The following is a 24197-nucleotide window of genomic DNA, read 5'->3' on the forward strand; positions in this document are numbered from 1 at the left end:
CATTAATTTTTTGTACACAAAAAGCCGTACCTCTCTCTTAAGAAAAGTACGGCCTTTGTCTTGCTATTTTTTAGAAGGAACGAGCTGTTCTCACACTAAATAAATCGATAGCACTAACCTGACTTCTCTTATATCCACTTACATTCACCAATTGTTCAAACATCTCGTTTCCTCCTTTCTTTATATGTTTTAACTCTAATTGTTAATTAGAGTTGTCTTTACTTTATCCATCTTACAAGACATTAAGTCCACCTGTCAACCTTTTTTATCATTTAACGTTCACTTAAAGAACAGCTTACTTTCACGCCACCTTAAGACAATTCTTGATTTTTCTTAGCTGCTGCAGTAACGGCATTCATAACTGTTGCTCTGAATTTCCCTTCTTCCAAGGCTTGAACTGCTGCGATTGTTGTACCACCTGGTGAACAAACCATATCCTTCAATTCGCCAGGATGCTTGCCTGACTCCAATACCATTTTAGCTGATCCCAAAACGGTTTGCGCTGCAAATTGATAGGCTTGAGCTCGTGGTAAGCCCGCTAAAACTGCACCATCAGCTAAGGCTTCAATAAATAGATACACATAAGCAGGAGCCGAACCACTCACCCCAACAACTGCGTCTATCAGATATTCTTGCACTAGTTCTACCTTGCCAAAACTCTTAAATATATCTAATGCCAAACTCTGATCCTCTGCTGTGACCGCCTCATTGACAGATAGCGACGACATCCCTTCATTGACTAGCGCGGGTGTATTTGGCATCACTCTGATAATTTTTGCTTGTGGTGCTAGCGACTCCGCAATCGTGGCAATGGTTACACCTGCTGCGATGGAAATCACAAGCTTCGATGCTGTCATCTCATCCTTAATCATTGATAATACCTTCGTCATGATCATCGGCTTAACAGCTAAAACAATCACATCAGCTTGCTCAGCTAATTCCTGTTCTGTTGCGGCAGACTTTACGCCTAACTCACTTACTAATTGCGTGACTACTGGTTGATAGGCATCATAGATGATAATAGCCTCACTCTGATAGAGTCCTGCCCCTAATATCCCTTTGATAATCGCTTGACCCATGTTACCTGTGCCAATAAAACCAATTTTTTTTGTCATATTATTCCCTCACTTTTAGAGATTAGCCCCCAATTTTCACAGGTTGATAGTACTGCTCTAGTTGCTCTTTTAGTTCGTTTAAACGAGCCTCAGACGGTGCCTCAAACTGCTGCCACTGACGATTCAATCGCTGATATTTATCGCGTCCAAATTCATGATAAGGCAGAAGATGAATCGCTGTCAAATTAATCTGTTCTGCTTGCAACCACTGAATAGTTCTTGCCATCGTCTCGCTGTCTGCATTGATTCCATCTAATAAAATTAGTCGTAAATCAATATTGGCTTGGGCTTGGCTTAATTTCTTTAGGTTATCTAGCACCAAGTCATTTGGAGCGCCGGTATACTTTTTGTGCAGTTCGTTGTCAATAAACTTCAAATCATATAAAAAGAGATCGACATACGGTAGGATTGGCTGAAAGTGATGAAAAGAAGCAACGCCACACGTATCAATCGCAATAGAAATCCCTTTGCGCTTTAACGCCTTTACTAAGGCTTCGATATAGTCAAGTTGTTGCGTCATGACCTCGCCACCAGACAAGGTCACGCCACCACCTGATTGCTCATAAAATAAGTGATCCTTTTCAATCTCCTTAACCAGTTCCTGCACTGTATAGGCTTTGCCTACCAACTCGTCCTTGCCATTCAATTTGGGCATCGATTCACTCTGATAGCTCTGACTTTCAGGATTGTGACACCACGCACACCGAATGGGACACCCTTTGAAAAAAACGGTCGTTCGAATACCCGGTCCATCATGGACTGAAAATTTTTGAATGTTGAAAATAATAGGTGTCGTCATCCTGTCACCTCTCCTACTTTTTTATCGATTCTAACTTCCAAATCAGGCAAATCGCTGCTCCGTCCGATTAATAATTTCATCTTGCAACGCTCTATCTAAATTATTAAAGTAATCACTATAGCCTGCTACCCGAACAATTAGATTTTCATATTGCTCTGGATTTTTTTGCGCCTTAATCAAGGTTTCTTTTTCGAAGACATTAAACTGAATATGATGACCATCCATGGCAAAATACGCTCGCAATAATGATGCCATATGAGACAAGCCCTCTTCACCTGCGACAACGTCTGGCGTGAATTTTTGATTCAATAACGCACCACCCGTCTGCAATTGATCTAATTTGGCTGCGGATTTAATGACTGCCGTCGGTCCTAAGCGGTCTGCGCCTTTTTCAGGAGAAATGCCGTCTGGTAGAGGGATTCCCGCTTTACGACCATTCGGACTCGCCTCCATCACCTGACCAAAATAAACATGGCAGGTTGTCGGTAAATACTCAACAATGGTTTTAGCCCCTTTAGGTGTCGGGCGACCACCGATCACTGACTGAAGTGTCACATTGACCGCCTTCAATAAATCATCTGCAAAGTCATCATCATTGCCATACTTAGGCGTCTCATTATGAACTAGTTCAAAAATATCATCATGCCCTATAAAATTAGCCTTACAAGCCTCTACTAGATCAGTCATCGAAATAGCTTGCTCATCGAATACCTGCTTCTTAATAACAGCCAGAGAATCGGTAATCGTCGCAATTCCCATACATTGAATATAGCTCGTGTTATACCGTGCACCACCACTATTATAATCTCGTCCAGCTTTGATACAATCATCTGTAATCACTGATAGCAATGGAACTGGCATATACTGCATATACATCCGCTCAATCAAGTTATTACCTGCCACCTTGACATCCACCACATAGTTAAGCTGCTTCTTAAAAGCTTCGTAGACCTCTTCATAGGACTGAAACGCTTCAGGCGCTCCTAAATCAAGGGCCACTTGCTTATCTGTATAGCTATCGTACCCGCGATTTAAAACCAATTCAAAAACCTTCGGCACATTCAAATACCCTGTTAAAACATAGGCTTCCTTACCAGCCGTCCCAGTCTCAACACACCCACTCGCCACACCACTTTCACGCGCATCAGCCATGGATTTTCCCATATTCAATAATTCTTGGATAATCGCATCTGAATTGTAAAAAGCCGGCTGTCCCCAGCCTTTTCGAGAGATTTTAGCCGCTTCTCTGACAAAATTCTCTGGCGTTTTCCGCGAAACTTGCACATTTGAGCTCGGCTGTAACAATTTTAATTCATCCATCACTTCTAAAATTAAGTAACTAACCTCACTGACACCAGATGTTCCATCAGGGCGCAGTGCTCCTGTATTAATATTACAAAAATCCGTATAAGTGGCGCTTTCCTTCAATGTAATCCCAACTTTAGGTGGCGCAGGCTGATTATTAAATTGAATCCACAGGCTTTCTAATAACTCAAAAGCTTCTTCCCTTGTCAGTGTTCCTTCTGCTAGTTCTTTTTCATAAAAAGGCTCCAAATGCTGATCTAGTTTCCCTGGTGAATAGGCGTCCCAATTATTCATTTCTACCGTCACACCGATATGAGTAAACCAATACATTTGAATCGCTTGGCGGAAAGTTTGTGGTCGATGAGCTGGCACAACCCCACAAACCTCTGCCAACTCTAAAAGCTCTTGTCGCCATTGAGGATCGCTTTCCTCTTCCGCTAGTTCTCTCGCTAGTGCGGCATATCGCTCACCCATGATGATCATTCCTTCACAAACGAGTTTCATCCCTTCCAGCTCTTCCTGCTTAATCAGCGCCTCCATATCTGTATTAAAATCTAGTTGACTAATCTCAGACTCAATCGCATCAATGTAGTCCAGATAACCACGTTGATAAATTTTCCCATCTGCTACTGTATGCCCTGGGCCACGCTGCATCAAAAACTCGGTATAAAGCCCTGCATCAAATAAACGATGCCACTCATCAGGTAATAAACGATTCATCCGCGTCATCATTGCCCGCTCGTGCCAATAGGGAATAATCACTTCTTCTTGAATTTTTCGGTCTTCCTCAGATACTTTGAAGAAAACTTTTTCACGCTTATCCATGTTATCAAAATCTTCTAGGGTGTGGCAACACAACTCTGGAAAAGTCGGTGCGGCCCATGGTTTATGCCCTTTTTCTCCGACAATCAATGACCCTTTTTCAAGATACAGCGTGCGGTGCTCCATCAGATACTTAAAGACTTTCCCTCGTAGGATTGGTGCTGGACATGTCCCTTCGTATTTTTTGTACGCCTCTGTCAAAAGAACGGCACGTTCAATCGAAATGGACGGTACACACTCTTGATCACTAATTTCTCGCAGGCGTTTGATTCTTTCTGTTGATCCTCTACGTGTTGGCTCTAACGTTAATGTTGACATCTTGACCTCCCATAAATAATTAATTAACTGATTAAAATCAGCTATTGTGAATTAAGTAACAATAGATTGTAAAAAAATTCATAAAAATGAATCCAAGCATATCTTTTTTCACCTTAAAATAATTAATCGCTTTCAACTATCATTATATATCCATATAAATAAAAATCAAGACATTTTTTCACTTTTATGTCATTTACCATTTAATTGTTTGACATTTAGCTAAACTGATTTATAGTGTAATTAACCCTATATCCCGTTACGGCTTGGATAAAAGCCTAACAAAAAGGAGTGAGTCTCATCGAATATATTGGCGAATTAGTTAAAAAGTTAAGAAAAGAACAAGGCTATACCTTAGCCGATCTCAGCAAAAAACTTAATATGTCTGTCGGATTTTTGTCACAGTTTGAGCGGGGCGTCACAACAATTGCTGTTGAACATCTCGTATCAATTGCTGCTATATTTAATGTGCCTGTCACTTACTTTTTCAACGAAACCACTGAAGATGAAGAGGTGATTGTTCGCAGCTATAACCAAGAATTATTGCGCATTATTAACGATCACATCTACAAATCTTTAAGTCCCGCACCACAAGATAAACTAATGATGCCTAAAATAATTGAAATCTTACCAGCTAGTACAAATGAACACATCACCACTTATCCCCATGAAGGAGAAGAATTTATCTATGTCTTAAACGGTATTTTAACGTTGATCATTGATGGCGCTGAACAACAGCTTTATCCTGGCGATTCAGCTCATTATAAATCTAACTGCCCACATAACTGGGCAAACTACACAAATCTTGTCGTAAAATTTATCGCGGTTCACACCCCAAATGACTACTAAAAAAGAAGCAATCCTTTGATCTATAAGATCTAAAGATTGCTTCTTTTATTCAATTATTTAGAGACACGTTTTTGGTAAGTACCTTCTGATGTGTTGATTTCTAGTTTTTCGCCAGCTTCAATAAAATCAGGAACGTTCACTACTAAACCAGTTTCCATCGTAGCGGGTTTCCCAGAACCTGTCACAGTTGCGCCTTTAATAGACGGTTGAGTTTCTGCTACTTCAAGAATAACAGTAGATGGTAAGGTAATTCCGATCACTTCACTACCGTAAAATTGAATTTTAACTTCCATGTTGTCTAACATGTATTTCAATTCATCTTCAATAATCGCAGTTGGTATTTCATACTGCTCATATGTTTCAGAATCCATGAAATTAGCCATGTCATCTTGGCTGTACAAGTATTGAACATCTTTATTTTCAATAAAGGCTTTCTTTACTTTTTCATCTGGACGCATTGTCGTTTCAGTTGTTGCACCTGAGCGAACGTCTTTCAACTTCATCCGCATTACAGTATTTCCTTTACCTGGTTTGTGGTGACTAGCTTCCATCACTCGAATTAATTTTCCGTCTTGTTCAAAGGTCATGCCGGCCTTCAGATCAATTATTGCAATCATTGTATGATTCTCCTTTTTCTTGAAGTAACGCTGTGTTCTCTCAGTAAACCTAGGAACCAGCGATTCTTCTTTATCTGTGGCATCCACTAGCTTAGTTAAGACGCCTCATAGTAAAAAACAATTCTCACTTATTGTAACAAACTAATCGCGGTTATTCTAGGGGAAACCACTGCTTCACTCGATTTTTTCAACAACTTTTCGCTAATAAGTTCTCTTCATGATAAAAGCAAGCCTGATTACTCACTTTCCAACAAGTTAAAATAGACGCTGACCGTGAATTTCTGCTCGACAATGGAAATCTCTGCCTTAGCTCCAAGTTGAGTCAGAGCATTTTCAACGATAGCCAATCCAAGACCTGTTCCTGCCAGTGATTTATTACGTGAATCAGCGCCAACAACAAAAGGCCGCCACAATTCAGCTACCTGCTCACTACTTGCCTCAAGCCACTCATTGCTGATTCTTACTACTAATTCGTCGTCATCCCTCTCTAAGGCTATCTGAATATCAGAGGTTGTGGCATAACGAATACTGTTACTTAAGAGATTATCAACGACTAAACTTAGTAAATAGGCATTTCCTAAAAGGGGCAGTGGCGCTTTTTGCCACTCAAAATTAGCCGTAACCACCAGTCTTTTGCCAGACACGTCAGCTAGTGGTGTCAGTTCACTTATCTGCTGACTCAAAATCGACCTCGCATCTATCTCGACTAAAGGAAACTCTAGTTGGCCGAGCTTACTGTATTTCAACATATCTGAGACAATCGAATCCAATTGCGCTACCTGTTTGAGAATGATTTGAAGGTAAGTCCCATCATCCATCCCATCCTCTATCCCAGCAGCGTAGGCCTGAATAACCGCAATGGGTGTCTTTAATTCATGAGTCAAATCGGCTGTCAATTGACGAATTTGCTGATTTTGCTGTGTCAGTCGCTCCTGATTTTTCTGAAGAGAGTCACTCATCGTGTTGATACTCTGAGCCAACTCGCCTAATTCATTAGGTGGATAAGTGGGGATTGTGACATACTCGAGTGCCGTAATTTTCTCAGCACTCTCTTTAACGGTCGTCAAAGGACCTAAGAGATGCCGTGTCATAAGATAAATTGCTGTCATCGCTCCTAATAAAATCACCCCTAAAGAAATAAAAAAGAAGTGGGTCATGATTGAAGCGGTCTCCGAAAAGTGCGCCATTGACGTCCCAACAATAACTATCTGCTGATCGATCAGCGTGATTTTAGCTAGAAAAGCCGATTTTTGCTTTGGCTGATCGTAGTTAATTGTCAACTCCTCTTTATTACCTTCTATTAATTCATCCAAATTTTCTTGCGTTAGCCAAAACCGACTAAGTGCAATTCCTTTTCGATTCAATTTTAGGAGTAAATCATCATTTAAATCATTTAACACAAATTTGTCAGGATCACTGCTAACAACCGTCACACCATATTTTTGTTCAATACCAGCTTGGTCTAAGGACTCTTTTTTTAACGCTACTAAAGATGTTTCAACCTTCTTATCCATTTGAAACAAGTAGTAATGTGGTAAAAAGAATCGTGTCGCCAGTAATAATACTATAAAAACTAACAACAGCACACCAAATAACCCCATGGCCAATCTCACACTTATCTTATACGGTTTCGGTTTCAATTTGATAGCCAACTCCCCTGATGGTTTTGATTGTCTCAAAGCCGATTTTCTCCCGCAATCGTTTGATATGAGTATCTACAGTCCGGTCATCGCCCTCATAATCAATGCCCCACACATGGAATAGAAGCTGCTCCCGAGTTAGTATTTGCTTGGGATTCTGGACAAAAAAATGCAATAAATCGGCCTCAATCTTAGTTAGAGGTAGCGTCTGTCCTGCTACTACAACTTCTCTTTGTGAATAGTTAAAAAGACCTTGCCCTATCACGACTTGATCTGTCACGCCTAAAAGCTTTTTAACACGTAGCAGGAGAACTTGCGGATGAAAAGGCTTCGTCACATAATCATCTGCCCCTAGACTTAAGGAGGTCAGCTGATCCTCATGGATATTTTTCGCTGTCAGCATCAGCACCTTCACCTTACTCTGACGCTTGATTTCCTTTAAGACCTCAAGTCCACTCTTTTTAGGCATCATCCAATCAAGAATCGCTAATTCGATTGATTCTTGATAAAAAATAGTCAGTGCTTCTTCCCCGTCATTTGCCAAAAAGACCTGATAGCCCGCTTTTTCCAAATAACGACACACAATCTGCTGCATATCTGGATGATCCTCAGCTAATAAAATAGCCATCCTAATTCCTCCCTGCTATTTATTACCGTAACTACTCCTACACATCATACTGGTATAACTCAAATTGTTCAATTAATTCAATCAGCTTTTGGGCATAATTAGGATCTGTTGCATATCCACCTGCTTGGATCGATTCTGCCGCCTCTTTGTAATTGGTTGCTATTAGGACAGGTTGATAGCTTGCTCCTTCAAGAAAAGCCAAATGATCCTCCATGGATTGCTGAACAGTGTCATACTTTTTAAACGTGTCATTAATCGTCACCCGTTCGCCATCAAGATATTCATCCGTCGCCATCGTAACAGACTGATTGTCATGCTCTCCCTTCACACCGAAAAGATTGTTAGCCGATTTTGCCAAATCACTCTGTCCCCAGTCTGATTCGAGAATCGCTTGAGCAATGATAATACTTGGAAACAGAGCTGTTTCCTTATGTAAGGTTTGGGCCGGCTCCGCAATTTTCTCAATAAATTCCCCTTGATAGGCCGTTGAATAGAGCTCATCATAGTAGGCTTCCCAGTCAGCCGTTTTTTCTCTATTCACTATCTTTATGGTAATAATCGCCACTACTGTTATTAACAAAATACCGATTAACCAACGATTTCTTTTTATCTGATTTTTCATTTGTTTGTTCATTTTAGATCACTTCTTTCATTTAGTCATACTCCTATCATACCTTCTCTTTGTGACAACTTTGTGTCAATAATTCGCATTTATTTTTTTAACATAATTTAGTGTGATATAATGACGTTTGACTTTGAGAGCTTTCATAAAGTTTTCAAAGTCGAACATCATTATTAACTCGCTATCACTTGCTAAATAAAAGTTATCCAGATAGTTGAAGTAGTATTTGAAAGTCATAAATTACCGTGCTAGAATAAGAATATATTCTCAGACAACACCTACTACAGTTGGTCGAAAGGAGAACGCATTTGTGTATAAATCAATGCTTTTAGATAATCGAAATATCCGCCTAATAGATTGTTATGAAAAGCTTATTCAGTTGCCCTTTGGCGACTACTCTATCAACTCAATCAGGCAAATCATCAATAAGTCCTATCATTCAACCGCCAACATACTTGACGACATCGACAGCTGTATCAATAAAATCAATCAGACAGATCACTCAATTCTTTTTATTGATAACAAAGTAATTATCAGTGAGGAATTGCCAGACAACAACACGCTCTTCATTTACTTAGCGAAAAATGACATTCGCTACGCCTTTTTAAAAGCCCTTCTAACAGAAAAGTATGCCACCATCGAGGACTTTTGCTTTGATAACTATGTCAGCGAAGCCTCTGTCAGACGAAAAATTGTTCCCTTACAAACTTATTTTAACAAGTATAACATTGATATAAAACTAAGTGAGCTCGCAATTTTAGGCGATGAGCGCCTGATTCGCCTTGTTTTTCACGAAATTATGTGGACGGCAACTCATGGTGTTGACCCTGAAATAGCCTCACTAAAAAAAGTAGATATCAACCAAATATTCCCTAAATTATTAGCATTTGCTCCCATCGGAGATACTCATCTAAATGAAACAATGAGAGTGCAGTTCACTAACATCACCTATCTAAGAATTAAACATGGTCACTTTGTCAAAGATGAGCCTAAGTACGATTTTTTCCTAAAGGATAATATGACTGACGATCTCACTAATTATCAAGACTACATGAATATTCCAGATGAACAGGTAAAAAACGAAGCACGCTTCATCAGTTATCTCGCATTCTACGGTCCAACCTTTTACTTTGAAAATGACCCGCTATTGAACGAACAAGTGAATTTACTCACAGGAAGATCAGAAGAGTATACCTTTTTTAAACAATATCTAGATAGTAATCTTATTAATGTCTTGTTTACCCAAGTCCACTTAACTTGGAAAAAAAAGGTTTTATCAGCCAATTTACTCAATCTATTCTTCAGTGTTGATATTTTTAGAAGTAAACTTCCTTTGCTATTATTTTATGAAGAAATGAATCACCTTCAAATGACGCCATTCTATGACAAACTCTACAATAAGATTCGCACATTTTTTACTGATCTCGCTCAAATAGACAAATTTAGTTGGCTACCACCATATATTGAAGACATTACGATTATTTATTTTCTCTTAATTTTACCCCACATCTCTAGTTTCAAAAAAGAGAAGTTAATTGTCTCTATCTATTTCAAGGGTAATTTCCTATTTTCACAAAAGGTTGAAGCCTTTCTTGAAGGCCTTGATTTTGTCATTTATGAACCCTTTAACCCAACAACTGTCGAACGATACGATGTGGTCATCTGCTCCACTGAGGCGGTAAAAAAAGAATTTCCAACTATTAAGGCTATTACGTTTCCCTTTTTCATGGATGAAGAAAAGTATTTACCGTTATTTTTACAATTACTACAGCTTTACAATGATAATTCTTTTCCAAATCCCTAATACATATAAAAAACTTCGCCACCTACTCTATGAGTGTGTCGAAGTTTTTCTATTGTTCATGAAGCTATTATTGCCAAGTCGCAATCTTATCAATCGGTAAGCGAATTGAATTATATCCTGTCTCTACAGCTTTTCCAATAGAGACTATCATAACTGGCACATACCGTTCTGGGTCTAAATCAAAAGCGGCTGCTAGTTGATCTGTCTCAAAGCCACCAATCGGATTGGTTTCATAACCATGAGCTCGTGCCACTAGCATTAATTGCATGGCAGCTAGACTAGCATCTATCTTGACGACATCATTCATTTGTTCTTTAGAAAACCCTTGATAATAAGGGATGATAGCGGCTAATTGCTGCTCCTTGACTTCCTCAGTCATTTTCCCTTCGGCCACAGCTGTTTCGTATATCTCAGGACCAAATTCGTAGCAGTTCATATCACCAAAAATAAGAATCATCGCTGCCGACGTTTCATTTTGACGAGTATTAAACCGAATCAAGGGCTCTAATTTAGCCTTCGCTGCCTCGCTTTCTGCCACAACAAAACGCCATGGCTGCATATTAACTGAGGAGGGAGCCAATGTTGCCTCTGTTAAGATCTCAGTCATTTCTTCTTGAGAAATTTTAACTGCAGGATCGTAGGCTCTAACTGATTTTCTACCTTTAACAATGTCTTTAAAACTTGGGTTTGTCATTTAATTCGCTTCTTTCTATAATTAATCTATCTCTTGTTGGATAACACTCGCTTCCAAAAAATACAGGTCAAAATCTCTAAAAATGAGTTGTCTAATTAAGATAACTCACTTATATTGTGAGAAATGAGCCTTAACATTTTTGCTAATTCGATTTTTTGTTTCTCATCAATGCCACGATAAAATCGATCAAGCAGCTCTGTTTTATTCGATTGACACGCTTGAATAGCTTTTAGCCCTGCTTCACCAAGCTGAACATAAACCTCTCGATTATTTTGTGGATTTCGCTCTCGAGTAATGTAGGAGCTTTCTTCTAAAATTTTTAGATGGCGGGTAACGGCTCCTTGATCTATTTTTAGTGCTCGCTGTAAGTCTCCCTGAAGGATTCGCTCTGTCTTTGCCAGCAATTGCAGAATCTCATACCGCGTCAAACTAATGTCTGTCTTTTTTTCAAAACACTGTGTCATTTGGTTACCTAAGCTCTTTAAAAGATAAAGCAACTCTTCTGACTGCTTGCATTCCTGATTCACTATCGCCACCTCTCTTTCTTTAACACCCACCATTGACAAGTCAACAATTGATTTGTCAATCATACCCCTTATGAATTAGATTGGCAACTGATTTGCTCCTTAAACAAAAAAATAAATGGAAGAAACGGGGACAGAATGACACTCAGCCCCTCGGTTTCTTCCATTTATTCTATTTTTAGACAACAATCGTCTCAAGTATCTCCAACTGACCTAACTGATTTTTCTGAAGCTTCCCTAAAGAATTACGAGGTAACTCCTCTACACGATAAATAACTTTTGGTCGCTTAAAATCAGCCAATGTCTGGTGTAAATAAGCTAGTAGACTCGCCAGATCAAGTAAGCTGTCCGCCACCGTTACAACATAAGCAACAACACGTTCTCCCCAGTAGTCGTCACGCTCACCAATCACTGCCGCCTCTTTAATATCTGTAAAAGACTCCAAGACATTTTCAACTTCCAAGGGGTAAATGTTTTCTCCACCAGAAATTATCAGCTCTTTTTTACGCCCGATAACATATAAAAATCCCTCTTCATCTAAATACCCTAAATCCCCAGTATACAAGAAACCATCTGCGGACTTGGCCATCTCTGCATTAATATACCCTGGCGAAACGGTCGGACTTTTGATCATAATCTCACCAATCTCAGCTTGGCTAGCTGCGTTGATTTTAACCTCCACTGGAAATAATGGCTGACCACTTGAGCCGCTTTTTTGTTTCGCCGCCTGAAGACTTAGTGCTAGGACCTGCGAAGCTGTTTCTGTCATGCCAAAAGATTGAACAACGGGTAACTGATACCGTTGACATTGCGTCAATAGCTCCGATGATAGTGGCGCTCCCCCTACTAATATGCAACGAATTGACTGAGCCCCTTCACTAAAGGATGGTTGCGCCAATAAGGCTCGTAACATCGTTGGCACCAAGGACAAGTGAGTAATCTGTTCCCACTCAACAATCTCAGCAATGACTGCTGGCTCAAATTTCTCAATTAAGTGAACCGTATTCCCGTAGATTAGCCCTTTAATTACCATCGAATACCCACTAATATGATACAGCGGAACTGTCAATAACCACTTCTCCGAAGGCTCCATGCCTAAATTCAGCATCGAACCAACGGCACTTGCAAGATGATTCTCATAGGTTTGTTTGACGCCTTTAGGCTCGCCCGTTGTGCCAGAAGTAAACATGATGGTACAAACCTGTGATAGCCCTACATGACTAGCTGGCACAAAATCAATCAACTGAGAGTCCCACTCCCTCAAAGTTCTTAGCTCGACACGAGGTTGTTCACATGACACGATCTTCTCTTTATATCGCTCTTCATAAATTAGCAAATCTGGCTGAGAAATCGCCACTTGTTGAGATATTTCACTCATACTTAACCGATTGTTTAAAATAACTACTTCACTAGCGTTATGCTGACATGCTAACAATAGTAAATAAAAATCAACATTGTTACCACCTATGACTGCCACACGTTTCAAAGAATTAGGGGCGGCTTTCTTTATAGCCGCCGCAAGAGCCAGTGAGTCATCCGCCAACTCTTTAAAGGTCCAAGTTTGCTGACGAAAAACTAATCCTGGCTTATTAGGTGTTAACCGACTGCGTTTTAATACCCAATTTTCCATCGCTCACTCTAAGGAAATTTAGGGAATTGATCAAAATTAGGGTCTCGTTTCTCTAAGAAAGCATTTTTCCCTTCCTTGCCTTCCTCAGTTGTATAATAAAGCATCGTCGCGTCACCAGCAAATTGTTGTAAGCCAGCCAAGCCATCGGTATCAGCATTCATCGCCGCTTTAATAAAACGAATAGCCGTTGGACTCTTTTTCAAGATTTCTTCCGCCCATGAAATCGTCTCAACCTCAACTTGATCCAATGGCACGACTGTATTAATCCAGCCCATGTCAAGCGCTTCTTGTGCTGAATACTGCTTGCACATAAACCAAACTTCTTTAGCCTTTTTATGACCAACCACACGCGCAAGATAACCAGAGCCGTAGCCTGCATCAAAGCTGCCTACGTTAGGTCCTGTTTGACCAAAAACAGCATTATCGGCCGCAATTGTTAAATCACAAACCAACTGCAAGACATTACCACCGCCGATTGACCAACCTTTCACCATCGCAATCACTGGCTTAGGCATCACACGAATTAAGCGTTGCAAATCCAAGACATTTAGTCGTGGAATATTATCGGCACCAATATAGCCACCATTGCCACGCACACTTTGATCGCCACCTGAACAAAAGGCTTTGTCGCCTTCACCAGTTAAGATAATCACGCCTATTGACGCATCATCTCTTGAAATAGTGAACGCCTCTATCATTTCTGATACAGTCAATGGGGTAAAAGCATTATGTACATGAGGGCGATTAATTGAAATTTTCGCAATAGCCCCTTGTTTTTCAAATAAAATATCCTGATAGTCCTTAATCGTTGTCCAACTCATCGTCTCTACTTCCTTTCTATAACTACCACATTATACACGATTCCATTAAAAAAATTGAAGGAAATGCTTTTTTGTGGTTTAATGAATAACACAAAATACAAGCAGAAAAAGAGGTCAATCATGACGATAATGAATTTTTTAGCAATCAAAGAGGAAGAGGTTTCTAGTCATAAGGTCTGTCTATCACTTAAGATTACCGAGCGCCTATTACAACCATACGGACTGATGCACGGAGGGGTCTCCGCTCTACTAGCAGAAACGGCCGCTAGCATGGGAGCTAATGCATGGCTAAATTCCACCAAAAAAATGGCAGTCGGCATGGATATTCAAACACGCCATGTCAAAAGTATGGGTCTAGGAACCATCTTCGCCACCGCGCTTCCTGTCAGCCAAGGAAATAGCGTTCACGTTTGGGAGATTTCCATCACTAACGAGGCTAATGAATTAATCAGCTTTAGCACCTGCAGCCTGATGTTAGTGGCACAACGAGTCGACTAAAAAAGAGTGGGAAGAGGCAACTCTTCTCACTTTTAATTCTACCTTATCATTAAATAGCACCCTCACTTACTTTAGCTAATGGAAACAATTGTCGCCACAATAGAAAAGCAGTCACTGCCAAGATAACGCATTGAACGGCAACAATCCCCAAATCAAGAAGACTACCGTCAACCGAACTCGTTACATTCGAAATAATATTGTGACACGCATGCCAAATCATCACGGGAATAATACTTTTTGATACCAACACGATCTCCACTGCAACAAGACCAAATAAACAAGCGAAAATAATTTGAACAAGGGTTAATTCTATATCTGCCCCACCAACAATATTAACCAAGTGGCCAATGCCAAATAAATAGGCTGATAACATCATAGCTTTTTTAGTTGTTCCGCGCTTTAAATAATTGAAAATTAAGCCACGGTACACTAATTCTTCAAAAATTCCTACTGCACTCATAAACAAGCACAGCCATAAAATCACCTGACTATTTAGCCCCGTATTAATTCCTGATACAAACGCCACTGCCTCAACTGCTAAAATCCCCACTAACCATTTGCCAACTGTAAACGATCTGAACCCTAACTCTTTAAAACGGAATGAACTGAATTTTGCCCAAATTAAGGCTAATACACATCCAAAAGCAATCGCTACAAACTGAATAGAATAAATAGTCGCCTGATCTGTTATTTCTTTCACCCCAATAATCACACCAGCCAGCGTTGGCATCAGTAAGGATAAAAATATCAGAAAAAAGACCTTTAATTTAGTTCGTTCCTTTTTAGTTGCTGTCTCATTTTTTGGTTGTTTAGTCATGTGTAACCTCTCCTTTAGTTGTTTAATCACTCTCTACTTTTCCGATTTTAGAGGACTTCTCCCTTCATTTCCAGCGAATTTGACCAAGTGGTTAAAATGACGACCTAAGATGCAAAAAAGACCCTCAAGTGAGGGTCTAATTCATTCTATTAGTCAACTGCTGTTAATCTTCTCGTCGATAATAGATGGGCGAGAAACGGAAAATACCTTGATGCTCCTGCGGTTTCTTCAAACAGTCGATAATTTTTGTACAAATATCATCAATCGGATGTTCTATTGTCATGTAAATATCACTAAATAACTCAAAAAGCTCTCGACCATCAACTGTCACAATATCAAAGTCCTTGCCATGATAATGGCGCTCCTTTAATAGTCTTAACAGAATTTTCAAACAGGTATCATTAGACGCTATAAATGCTGGTGGAAAAAAATTCTTACTGCTAAGCATCGTATCGATGCGCTTCTTTAACGTGGCTTCACTGCCAGAAATAATCGTCGGAAGTATGGTTGGATGAGTTTCCATCGCTTGACTGAAGGCCTGTAGCCGTTCAACACGTGGCGTTAAATGCTCGACAAGTGGCAAACTTAAATAAACGATTTGTTTATTTCCTCTCTCAACTAAGCTATTGACGCTCTCAGAAATCGCCTCCTTATTGTCCAATAGGACGCAAGAAAAACCAGTCTCTTCTACTGGGATTCGATCCACATAAACTGTCGCAATCTTGTTGCGCCTTAAAAGGTCATAATGCTCTTTTTTATCACTCACTGGAAAAATCACAATTTGGTCCACATCTTGAGAAATAGCTTGCTCGATTAACAAGCGCTCTTTTTTCACATCATCAGCCGAATTAGAAATAATCACCTGGACATCTTCAGAATTTAGTCGTCTATCCATTTGCTGTACTATTTGCGTGGAGAAGGAACTTTCCAAATTTGCCACGATTATATTGAGTACGGTAATCTTTTTAAATTTTAAATTTCGTGCACTCGTTTTAGGAATATAGTTGGTCTCTTTGATAATTTTTTCAATCTTTTCTTTTGTTGCGACACTCATAAACTTGTAATTATTATTTAAATATTGCGACACAATGGTTTTAGAAACACCTGCCATTTCAGCAATATCTTTGATTGTTACCTGTCCCATTGTTGCCACCTACTTTTACCTTTATCTGTCGTTATTATCTCTGCCTACTCTATACTGAAAAAAACTATGAATGCGAGATAACGCCGCATTCATAGTTTACCATTAGTACAACTCGACTATCAACTCAATTTCAACAGGCGTATCAAATGGCAGTGTATTGGTGCCAATAGCTGATCTTGCATGTCGTCCCTTTTCACCAAAGACCTCTACTAATAATTGAGAAGCGCCATTTATGACATACGGCTGCTCATTATAGTCATCCGTTGAATTAACAAAGGCTAGCATCTTGACAACCTGCTTAATTTTATCTAAGTCACCTAATTCCTTTTTCAAGACAGACAATAGATTAACCACCACTTGTTGCGCCGCTTCTTGGCCTTCCTCTAAGGTCAAATCCTTTCCTAATTTTCCAGAATAAAGTAATTTGCCACCACGACGACAATCACATCCTGAGGTGTAAAGAAGATTTCCCACTACCTTTGACGGTACATATTCTGCTACAGGGGTTGGAACTTCTTCTAAATACAACCCTTTACTCGCTAACACTTCTTCTACTTTTGACATTTTTTCTCACTTACTTTCTATTGAATTTTCCCACGAGCAATCACTCTTGTTTTTTGTTGATCTAGGTAATAATCATCATATAAATTAACCGTGCTACAGATATGATTAGGAATAATCTCTAGCTGATCCCCAACCTCAATCTCTTCATCGGTCAGCACTAGTACACCATGCTCCTCGTTCATTCGCTCAAAAATAATCTTTGGATACCCCTTAACATAGCCAAATCCTGTCAGCACAGTTGGCGACGTTGTCGGCTGTACGTCTGTCGCAAACGCCTTACTTCCACCATCAACCACCACCCGATTGCCATGCTTACTAACTACGGTCACTAAAACAGCTGCCGCGCAATCCATCAGACTACAGACGCCATAAGACAACTGCATCGCATCGTTAAACACATAGGTTCCCGGTCTGACCTCCGTAACGCCTGCAACTGCCAAAACACCTGCAATACTTAGCGAAGAGCCGACACTGACGTCGACAATCTCGATCCCCGATTCTCTCAGTTCATTCGCTAAAGAGACCATCGCTGTCCCTTCTTCTATCCCCGCAGAAAAAGTATCAGCTGTTGCTTGCCCATCTAGTAATTTAGATCCCCGATAGGTATAAATGCCTCTTACTAATAGGTGAGGAAAGCCCTGTAGCTTTTTAGCAAACTCAAGTGCCTCAGACAGCTCCACTCCTGTTCGAGCTAACCCTGTATTAATCTCGATCCGAACCTCCACAAGCATCTCTCTTGTCTCTGCCAACTGATTAAGACGCTCTGCCCCACTCAGAGTGTCTACACTAAAAATAAATCGATTAATCTTGGCTGCCAAACTCAGACCGCGACTAATTTTTTCAGTTGAAACTAACGGATACGCTAGAAAAATGTCCTGAATCCCTGCTTCTATCATCACTTCTGCTTCCCCAAGCTTCGCAACGGTAATCCCAACAGCTCCAAGTTCAATCTGCCTTTTGGCAATATCTTGATTTTTATGTGTTTTAATATGTGGGCGCAATTGAATTGTTTCTGTCGCCGCTACTTTCTCTGACATTCTGATCAAATTATTTTCCATAACCTGACGATTGATTACTACTGCCGGTGTATCCATTACATCACTTCTTTTCTAAATTTAAACTTTTTCCATGGAGTAATGTAATCAAGTAAAAAATGCTCCTGTTGTGGCAAACGACCAATTACATTCCATTGTCCATTATTTTCTCGGTCTTTGAGAGCTAGCTGCAATTCCCCTGCATAGATCCCATACGACTGATTCGCAATCAAAACATCGCCACGCTTAATCTGATTATGCCTTGGATTAGCGGCAATCACCTGCTTCTTATAGGTTGAACGTGGTGTGGTTGACCGAATCATATAACTAGAAATATCCCCGCGTTGAAAATGAAGCACATCAAAACAAATTTGTTCCTCAATCGTCGTTAAGTCAGCAGCCAACTCAATTGTCAAATTGACTACACTCGGATCAATCCCAGCTAAAGCCGCCAGCTCCGCCTCCGAAGCAAACGCATTACCGATAATAATGTCGTCCACCTCAGAACAACCCCACATTCCCCTAGCTTGTAAATCAATCGGTAAATAGCGATCGCGCTCCAAGGTTGGTTGCCCTTCACTTATATCCCATGGACCGTACTGTCCCACCTGAGACGTAACAAAAGCCGCGATATGAAGTCCCTTCTCATGAAACTTTCGTGTCGTCTCAATGAAAAAAGCTTCATCTAATCCTGTAAACGCCTGTGGATAGAAATTATGACAGCCAACAATCTGCTCCTTATTTGGCTCATAATCAAGAATCGTTGCAACATAGCTCGTGTCATTACTCAAATTAACCTCAATTAACAGCTTTTCAGGATTATAAGACAACAAGCTTTCTTCTGAGCCAGAAAAACTTCGGTCTAAGCGAAATCCAGCTGCCCCCAACTCCTGAAAGAAAGACAAGTCATTCAGCTCAATCCCCATTTTGCTAAAAAACGAGGCGTACACATCAACATAGGTCGCCATCCCTCGTTGATTACCATATGCAATTAAGGGCTGATATTTCGCCAATAATTCTTCCTTCGATAACTCTGGTGATAAAAAACAAGTAAAGATGCGTTTATACCCGTAGCTTGCGGCCAAATCGATGTATGCCATGTTTTCAGCATCCGTCGTTTTCTCTGGATAAATTGAAATTCCTAACTGTTTACTCATGCGTTTCTCCCGCTTCAACTTGATCTAGATATTGTTTTTCAGCTGCTTTTAAGAATGGCATGTAACACACAATTGCGATAATGAAATTAACCAAGGCCAAGGCCCCACCTCGCCATGAACCTGTTGCTAAGAAGCCACCAATAATCGGAGGGGTCGTCCAAGGAACCATCACTACCGTTTTCGGTACAAGCCCAATACTAAGAGCCACATAAGAGGTCACCGTTAAGATCATCGGAATAACCAAAAACGGAATAAATAGAATCGGATTTAGCACAATAGGAAAACCAAACATCACTGGCTCATTAATATTAAAAATACCCGGAGCTAATGACAGTTTAGAAACCACTGAATAAGGCTTATTGCGCTTAGTAAAGAGTAGCACACTGATGACCAAAGCCAAGGTCGCGCCCGTTCCACCTAAGTAAACAAAAGAATCAAAGAAGGGCTTTGTGACGATATTAGGAATATCCGTTCCATTTTGTAACGCCACAATATTTTGATCAATGGCTGGAAGATAAACACTTTGCATGATTGGCTCAAGGACACTACCGCCATTTAGCCCAAAGAACCAAAATAGATGATTCAACAACACAATAATTAAAGCAGTTGGCAGTGTATTAGCCATTTTAACAATTGGCGCCTGTAGCACATCATAAAAAGATTGGTGAATATCACTGACACCAACAACATCGAATAAGACTTTGATTAAGCCAAAGATAATAATAGTTAAAATAGCTGGCACTAATGATGCAAATGATTTTGAGACTGCTGGTGGCACACCATCAGGCATCTGAATAACCATTTTCTTATTATTACTCAAACGAATAAAGATTTCTGCGGAAATCAATGCCACAAAAATAGCAATAAACAAGCCCTGAGCACCCATCCATGAAAAAGGTAACCCTAAATTGCTGCCCTCTTCATTTTTCAATGGCAACATAATTGTCACCAAAGATGTCAATGCAATCGCTCCCGTGGCAATTTGTTCCTTACCATAATTTTTTGCCAATGCCGCAGCAATTGTAAAGGTCACTACCAACGACATCACATTAAAGCTTCCCTGAGAAATATAATTCGCCAAATTTTTCCACGAATCCCCACCAAAAATGGACGTCATCATATTTTGATAGGCTTCAATTGGTAAATTATTCACCAATACCGCTAATGATCCGACAATCATCATCGGCATGATCACCACAAACCCATCTCTGACAGCTACCAAATGCCGTTGCGCCCCGATTCTAGAGGCAATCGGTACGAATTTTTCATCTAGAAAATTGATAAACTTATTCATAAAAAATCTCCTTTTATTCTTTATTTTAATTTACATTAACCGGTTAACGTAAACTGTAAACCGTTTTCCTATATTTGTCAATAGTTTTATTTTTGCAACAAACCTCTACAAATGTGCAACAAACTCCACTTCGATTTATCTTCCCCAAAAAACACGCTATTCTATAAACAAGGCAAGACACAAACTTATATAAACGAAGAATCACTACTCATTGACATTAGAACAAACGATTCAGCAAACGGCACAACAACAAAAAAAAGGATTACCATTCATTCTGGCATCCTCATATATTTGGCTCATTATCACCGGTCTTACGTTAGTCATTAACGACCTGACAATCAGAAATATCGCCATTCTCTCTTGCGGGGCACTCATCATGCCTGTTTCCATGCTTTGGGGTAAGCTACTAAACGTTAACCTATTTACAAAAAACCAATTAACTCAAGGTCTGCTCATTGCGACTAATAACCAACTATTATACCTTTTAATCTGTATCCTAGCTCTTATCAAAGCACCGACATTAGTTTTACCTGTCTATGCAATTATTTACGGTGCACATTTATTACCTTACAGCTTCTTATACAACTCTAAAACCTATAAACTCATCTCTTTTAGCAGCTGCGCTTTAGTTATGATTGGTTTAGTCTTTCTGAGACTCGACGTTATCTTTATTCCCATTGTTATCGAAATTAGTGTTATCCTACTCGCAATCGGTCTAATAAAAGAATTAAAAGTACCCAAAGAAGCTAGAATATAAACCTGACGTAAAAATGGTGCTGTGACATAATAAGTCACAACACCATTTTCATGTCTAATCTGCAATCAACTTCTGGTTAACTAAGTAATCATGAGCCACATCACTTGGAGAACGACCGTTCACATTAACGTCATAATTCATTTCGCTCATCTCTGCTTCTGTTATTTTTCCGGCAAGCTGATTAAGAACATTAGTTAATTCAGGAAATTTTTTCAAGGTTGCTTTTCGCAATAAAGGTGCCCCCTGATACGGTGGAAACAGCTCTTTATCATCCGTTAAGCTCACTAAATCATACTGTTTGATTTCACTGTCTGTTGAATAGGCATCGATCACATTGACTTCCCCTGCCTCAATCGCTTGATAGCGCAGAGCGGGCTCCATCGACTTAACTTCTAATGACAAGCCATATAGCGTTTCAAGGCCCTTTAGGCCATCCTCACGATCAATAAATTCTAAAGTAAAGCCACCGATTAACTGATTTTGAACCTTTTTTAAATCCGAGATTGTCTTAAGTCCATTTTTCTCTGCAAATTCACGCTTAACTGCCACTGCATACGTATTTTGATACTTCATTGGTTCCAAAAAAACGAAACTGTCTTGCGCATCTATTTCATCTCTGGCTAACTCATAAACTTCTTGAGGATTATGAGAATAAGACACGTTCTTCTTAATAAACGACTCTAAAATAGTCCCCGAAAACTCTGGATAAAGATCAATCTCATCCGATTTCAACGCGTTATACAAAAATGTCGTTTTCCCAAAGTTTTCCTTCAATTCAACTGAAATAGCCGTCTGATCCTCAATCAGTTCCTTATACATGTTAATCAAAATATCCGGTTCTGAGCCAAGCTTTCCAGCAATTGTTAGTTCCTGTTTTTGTCCTAGTGACGTATAAAAAAACGTTCCACCTAAGAACACTAACAATGTTGTAAAGACAAGGATGATTTTCTTGCCACTGGCTTTTTCTAAATAGCGAATTCCGGCATTAAAAAGAACTGCCAAAAGCGCTGAAGAAATGGCACCAATCAGAATCAAACTAATATTATTACGATCAATTCCTAATAATATAAAAGTTCCTAGACCACCCGCTCCAATCAATGCTGCTAAAGTAGCCGTTCCAATAATCATCACAGTTGCCGTGCGAATGCCTGCAATTATCATTGGCAAGGCCAAAGGAAGTTCCAGCTTAATTAACTTCTGAAACTTACTCAAGCCAAAAGCCTCCGCTGCCTCTTCAAGTGACTCATCAATTTCAATCAATCCCGTATAACTACTTTGAAGAATAGGAAATAAAGCATAAACAACCAAAGCCACAATCGCCGGTCCTGAACCAATTCCTATTAAAGGAATCAATAATCCCAGTAAAGCCAATGATGGTATCGTCTGCAAGATTCCTGTCAATTGTAAAATGAATTCAGCGACTTTTTTGTGATTAGTCAATAAAATTGCAAGTGCGACAGCGATGATTACTGCAATCAACAATGAAAGGAGGGAAATTTCTACATGTTCAAACAAGGCCTTCAGTAATTCTTCTTTGCGGTCGATCAAGGTCTCCATAAAATTACCCATCAGCATGCCCCTCTCTCAGTCTTACTTGGAAGAAATGGAGTAAATCAACCTTAGAAATTGTCCCTAATAGCTCATTCTCACTTCTTACGCTGACTACTTGATGACTTTGAAGCAACTCAATCAACTCGATTAAGGCTTGTTCTGGCCTGATACTGATCGTTTCCTCTGGCACCATCAACGGATTATCACTCACCACTAGCACATCGGCTACTGTCAACGCTGAAAAATCAACGCCAGAGTGAGACGTTTCTTGTTTAAAAAACTCGGCTACAAATTCATTTTTAGGCTGCTGTTGGATCATCTCTGGCGTATCAATCTGGATAATTTTCCCGTGCTGCATGATACAAATACGGTCTCCCAACTCAACGGCTTCCTTCATGTCATGAGTCACAAATACAATTGTACTTTTAATTTCTCGGTGAATTTCCTTAATTAATGCTTGTAGCTGCTGACGAGCAATAGGATCTAACGCGCTAAAAGGCTCGTCCATTAAAATAACATCTGGCCTAGCTGCAATTGCTCGTAAGATACCGACACGCTGTTGCTCCCCACCAGAAAGCTCTGATGGTTTTCGCGTCAAATATTTTTCAGGCTCTAAGTTAACTAAAGACAGTAACTCACGCACACGAGCCTCTCGTTTTACTCGTGACCATTTTTTCAACTCAGGGATCAGCTCAATATTTTCCTGAACCGTTAAATTAGGGAACAGCGCAATCTGCTGTAGCACATACCCAATAGAAAGTCGTAATTCTTTCAAATTATAGTCTGCCAATCGTTTCTGGTGAAGGTAAATATCCCCTTCAGTTGGGTCAATTAATCGATTAATCATCTTCAACGTTGTCGTCTTGCCACTGCCACTAGGACCAACTAGAACAAAAAATTCGCCTTCTTCAACAGTCAAACTAATAGTATCAAGAACTGTCTGCTGATTGTCATAACGTTTGGATACTTCTTTAAATTCAAGCAAACAACCACCTCACCTCTTATGATTTTGATACAAATAAACAGCCGAAAGAACTCCTTCATTTATTTCTTTCAACTGTGACTCTCTCTATCTTTCTTAATATACATCTTCACAATAATAAGTGTGAGTTGCAAACAATCCGCCTCATTTTTAACTCATTCTATTAAATAAGATACATTAAATTATAACGAACGTACGTTCTATATGTCAAGTT

General features: G+C 39.7%; 23 protein-coding genes. 4 read left to right on the top strand and 19 right to left on the bottom strand.

All coding sequences use genetic code 11. The features are described 5' to 3' along the window. Positions 1-311 precede the first annotated feature (311 nt). Genes proC through hypD form a run of 3 tightly spaced genes read right to left on the bottom strand, consistent with a single transcriptional unit; the run spans position 312 to position 4359 of the window. A complete protein-coding gene (gene proC / locus AC5KOD_RS13385) occupies positions 312-1115 on the bottom strand; it encodes a pyrroline-5-carboxylate reductase (protein ID WP_496915066.1) in 804 nt (267 codons plus the stop codon). 22 nt (positions 1116-1137) lie between these two features. Continuing rightward, positions 1138-1914 (bottom strand): glycyl-radical enzyme activating protein, encoded by a 777-nt coding sequence (locus AC5KOD_RS13390; protein WP_496915067.1) that lies wholly within the window; start codon positions 1912-1914, stop codon positions 1138-1140. A gap of 42 nt (positions 1915-1956) precedes the next feature. After that, positions 1957-4359 carry a trans-4-hydroxy-L-proline dehydratase gene (hypD, locus tag AC5KOD_RS13395; RefSeq protein WP_496915068.1) on the bottom strand — a complete coding sequence of 801 codons (2403 nt, stop codon included), beginning with the start codon at positions 4357-4359 and terminating at the stop codon, positions 1957-1959. A 288-nt stretch (positions 4360-4647) separates the two neighbouring features. Here hypD and AC5KOD_RS13400 point away from each other — a divergent pair, with 288 nt between their 5' ends. Further along, entirely contained in the window at positions 4648-5205 is a 558-nt protein-coding gene (locus AC5KOD_RS13400) for a helix-turn-helix domain-containing protein (RefSeq protein ID WP_496915069.1), read from the top strand. Positions 5206-5258: 53 nt separating this feature from the next. Here the strand turns inward: AC5KOD_RS13400 and efp are convergent, their stop codons facing one another. The 4 genes from efp to AC5KOD_RS13420 all read right to left on the bottom strand — a co-directional run bounded on the left by efp (position 5259) and on the right by AC5KOD_RS13420 (position 8724). Further along, positions 5259-5822 carry an elongation factor P gene (efp, locus tag AC5KOD_RS13405; protein WP_496915070.1) on the bottom strand — a complete coding sequence of 188 codons (564 nt, stop codon included), beginning with the start codon at positions 5820-5822 and terminating at the stop codon, positions 5259-5261. Between the two features lie 236 nt (positions 5823-6058). Next, complete coding sequence (locus AC5KOD_RS13410; protein WP_496915071.1) at positions 6059-7501, bottom strand: sensor histidine kinase; 1443 nt, start codon at positions 7499-7501, stop codon at positions 6059-6061. Beyond that, entirely contained in the window at positions 7443-8090 is a 648-nt protein-coding gene (locus tag AC5KOD_RS13415; RefSeq protein ID WP_496915072.1) for a response regulator transcription factor, read from the bottom strand. Before AC5KOD_RS13415 ends, AC5KOD_RS13410 begins: the two co-directional genes overlap by 59 nt. Positions 8091-8127: 37 nt before the next feature. Beyond that, positions 8128-8724 carry a glycoside hydrolase family 73 protein gene (locus AC5KOD_RS13420; RefSeq protein WP_496915073.1) on the bottom strand — a complete coding sequence of 199 codons (597 nt, stop codon included), beginning with the start codon at positions 8722-8724 and terminating at the stop codon, positions 8128-8130. A gap of 298 nt (positions 8725-9022) precedes the next feature. On the opposite strand from AC5KOD_RS13420, the gene AC5KOD_RS13425 reads away from it, so the two are divergent. Further along, complete coding sequence (locus AC5KOD_RS13425; protein ID WP_496915074.1) at positions 9023-10516, top strand: helix-turn-helix domain-containing protein; 1494 nt, start codon at positions 9023-9025, stop codon at positions 10514-10516. Between the two features lie 67 nt (positions 10517-10583). On the opposite strand, the gene AC5KOD_RS13430 is transcribed toward AC5KOD_RS13425, so the two are convergent. The 4 genes from AC5KOD_RS13430 to menB form a co-directional block, all read right to left on the bottom strand. Further along, the gene (locus tag AC5KOD_RS13430) at positions 10584-11210 is read right to left on the bottom strand and encodes a nitroreductase family protein (protein WP_496915075.1); all 627 of its coding nucleotides are present in this window, start codon (positions 11208-11210) and stop codon (positions 10584-10586) included. 95 nt (positions 11211-11305) lie between these two features. Next, the gene (locus AC5KOD_RS13435; RefSeq protein ID WP_496915076.1) at positions 11306-11800 is read right to left on the bottom strand and encodes a MarR family winged helix-turn-helix transcriptional regulator; all 495 of its coding nucleotides are present in this window, start codon (positions 11798-11800) and stop codon (positions 11306-11308) included. Between the two features lie 112 nt (positions 11801-11912). Continuing rightward, on the bottom strand, positions 11913-13364 hold the full coding sequence (gene menE / locus AC5KOD_RS13440; protein WP_496915077.1) for an o-succinylbenzoate--CoA ligase: 1452 nt from the start codon (positions 13362-13364) through the stop codon (positions 11913-11915). Positions 13365-13372: 8 nt separating this feature from the next. Then, the gene (gene menB / locus AC5KOD_RS13445) at positions 13373-14185 is read right to left on the bottom strand and encodes a 1,4-dihydroxy-2-naphthoyl-CoA synthase (protein WP_496915078.1); all 813 of its coding nucleotides are present in this window, start codon (positions 14183-14185) and stop codon (positions 13373-13375) included. A gap of 120 nt (positions 14186-14305) precedes the next feature. Between menB and AC5KOD_RS13450 the strand changes: the two genes are divergently transcribed. Then, positions 14306-14683 carry a PaaI family thioesterase gene (locus AC5KOD_RS13450; RefSeq protein WP_496915079.1) on the top strand — a complete coding sequence of 126 codons (378 nt, stop codon included), beginning with the start codon at positions 14306-14308 and terminating at the stop codon, positions 14681-14683. A 49-nt stretch (positions 14684-14732) separates the two neighbouring features. On the opposite strand, the gene AC5KOD_RS13455 is transcribed toward AC5KOD_RS13450, so the two are convergent. The 6 genes from AC5KOD_RS13455 to AC5KOD_RS13480 all read right to left on the bottom strand — a co-directional run bounded on the left by AC5KOD_RS13455 (position 14733) and on the right by AC5KOD_RS13480 (position 20693). Further along, positions 14733-15500 (bottom strand): CPBP family intramembrane glutamic endopeptidase, encoded by a 768-nt coding sequence (locus AC5KOD_RS13455; RefSeq protein WP_496915080.1) that lies wholly within the window; start codon positions 15498-15500, stop codon positions 14733-14735. A 163-nt stretch (positions 15501-15663) separates the two neighbouring features. Further along, on the bottom strand, positions 15664-16644 hold the full coding sequence (locus tag AC5KOD_RS13460; protein ID WP_496915081.1) for a LacI family DNA-binding transcriptional regulator: 981 nt from the start codon (positions 16642-16644) through the stop codon (positions 15664-15666). Positions 16645-16746: 102 nt separating this feature from the next. Then, positions 16747-17208, bottom strand: a complete 462-nt coding sequence (locus AC5KOD_RS13465; protein ID WP_496915082.1) for a RidA family protein — start codon at positions 17206-17208, stop codon at positions 16747-16749. A 17-nt stretch (positions 17209-17225) separates the two neighbouring features. Next, entirely contained in the window at positions 17226-18302 is a 1077-nt protein-coding gene (locus AC5KOD_RS13470; RefSeq protein WP_496915083.1) for an alanine racemase, read from the bottom strand. Beyond that, the gene (locus tag AC5KOD_RS13475) at positions 18302-19399 is read right to left on the bottom strand and encodes a DUF871 domain-containing protein (RefSeq protein ID WP_496915084.1); all 1098 of its coding nucleotides are present in this window, start codon (positions 19397-19399) and stop codon (positions 18302-18304) included. The genes AC5KOD_RS13470 and AC5KOD_RS13475 overlap by 1 nt, the downstream gene beginning before the upstream one ends. Further along, positions 19392-20693 carry a PTS sugar transporter subunit IIC gene (locus AC5KOD_RS13480; RefSeq protein ID WP_496915085.1) on the bottom strand — a complete coding sequence of 434 codons (1302 nt, stop codon included), beginning with the start codon at positions 20691-20693 and terminating at the stop codon, positions 19392-19394. The genes AC5KOD_RS13475 and AC5KOD_RS13480 overlap by 8 nt, the downstream gene beginning before the upstream one ends. 211 nt (positions 20694-20904) lie before the next feature. Between AC5KOD_RS13480 and AC5KOD_RS13485 the strand changes: the two genes are divergently transcribed. Beyond that, positions 20905-21450 (top strand): DUF7010 family protein, encoded by a 546-nt coding sequence (locus AC5KOD_RS13485; protein ID WP_496915086.1) that lies wholly within the window; start codon positions 20905-20907, stop codon positions 21448-21450. Positions 21451-21504: 54 nt separating this feature from the next. Here the strand turns inward: AC5KOD_RS13485 and AC5KOD_RS13490 are convergent, their stop codons facing one another. Both AC5KOD_RS13490 and AC5KOD_RS13495 read right to left on the bottom strand, forming a co-directional pair. Next, positions 21505-23019, bottom strand: a complete 1515-nt coding sequence (locus AC5KOD_RS13490) for an ABC transporter permease/substrate-binding protein (protein ID WP_496915087.1) — start codon at positions 23017-23019, stop codon at positions 21505-21507. After that, positions 23012-23986, bottom strand: a complete 975-nt coding sequence (locus tag AC5KOD_RS13495) for an ABC transporter ATP-binding protein (protein ID WP_496915088.1) — start codon at positions 23984-23986, stop codon at positions 23012-23014. Before AC5KOD_RS13495 ends, AC5KOD_RS13490 begins: the two co-directional genes overlap by 8 nt. Between the last annotated feature and the right edge of the window lie 211 nt (positions 23987-24197).

It is taken from the genome of Vagococcus sp. WN80Y (genome assembly GCF_059621045.1).